This is a genomic window from Pseudomonas entomophila, from assembly GCF_013523165.1.
Lineage (GTDB): Bacteria > Pseudomonadota > Gammaproteobacteria > Pseudomonadales > Pseudomonadaceae > Aquipseudomonas > Aquipseudomonas entomophila_A.
Genome location: NZ_JAAMQI010000055.1, coordinates 1 through 1,122 on the forward strand (window position 1 = coordinate 1; position 1,122 = coordinate 1,122).

Genomic DNA, 1,122 nt, shown 5'->3' on the forward strand with positions numbered 1-1,122 from the left:
GCGTAGCAGTCAGTGCCACGGTCGTGGTGGTGCTGGTGCCTGAACCATCGGTCACGGTGGTGCTCGGCGCGCCGGCAGTCACCAGGTTCTCGTAGTTACCGCCGCTGGTGGCCGTGATGCTGTTGGTTACAGGCGGATTGGTGGCGTACACGTTATCCGGGGCGGTGAAGTTCACCGAGCCCGTGCTGGCACCGACTGGAATCGTGATGGTTTGGCCGTTGGCCAGGGTCACGACCAGCGGGGCCTCGGTAACTGGGGCAGTGACGCTGGCGGTGTAGGTAATCACACCACCTTCGGTGACCGACGGAGTCGCGGTCAGGGTAACGGTGCTGGTGTCGATGGTGTCGGTAACAGCAGTCACCGCCGGGGTACCGTTGACCGCCAGGTTTTCGAAGTTGCCACCGGTGGCATTGGTGATGGTTGCGTTGACCGAACCCGCGTCGATGTACGGGTCGTCACCAGGCGCAGCGACGTTCACCGAGCCGGAAGTCTGGCCTGCCGCGATGGTGATGACCGAGCCATTGCTCAAGGTCACGCTGACCGGGGTCTGCGCAGCGTTGGTCAGGGTCGCGGTGTAGACGATCTGGCCACCCTCGGCCACGGTCGGTGTCGCGCTCAGGGCCACGGTCGTGGTGGTGCTGGTACCTGGGCCATCCGTCACGGTGGTGCTTGGGGTACCGGCAGCGACCAGCTTCTCGTAGTTGCCGCCGCTAACGTCAGTGATGCTGTTGGTCACAGGCGGGTTAGTGGCATACACGTTGTCTGGGGCAGTGAAGTTCACCGAACCCGTGCTGGCACCTACCGGAATCGTGATGGTCTGGCCGTTGGCCAGGGTCACGATCAGCGGGGCCTCGGTAACCGGGGCGGTGACGCTGGCGGTGTAGGTGATTACGCCACCTTCGGCAACCGACGGAGTTGCCGTCAGGGTTACGGTCGACGTATCGATCGTGTCAGTGACAGCGGTGATTGCTGGCGTGCCATTGACTGCCAGGTTCTCGAAATTGCCACCGGTGGCATTGGTAATGGTTGCGTTGACCGAGCCTGCGTCGATGTACGGATCGTCGCCTGGAGCTGCAACCGTGATGCTGCCTACGGTCTGGCCTGCTGCGACGGTAATCACCG

At 63.2% G+C, this 1,122-nt stretch carries 1 protein-coding gene; it reads right to left on the bottom strand.

Annotation, left to right across the window (positions count from 1 at the left end; genetic code table 11):
- A partial coding sequence (locus G7Z99_RS19610; RefSeq protein WP_181096818.1) for an immunoglobulin-like domain-containing protein occupies nucleotides 1–1,122 on the bottom strand: 1,122 nt, incomplete at both ends.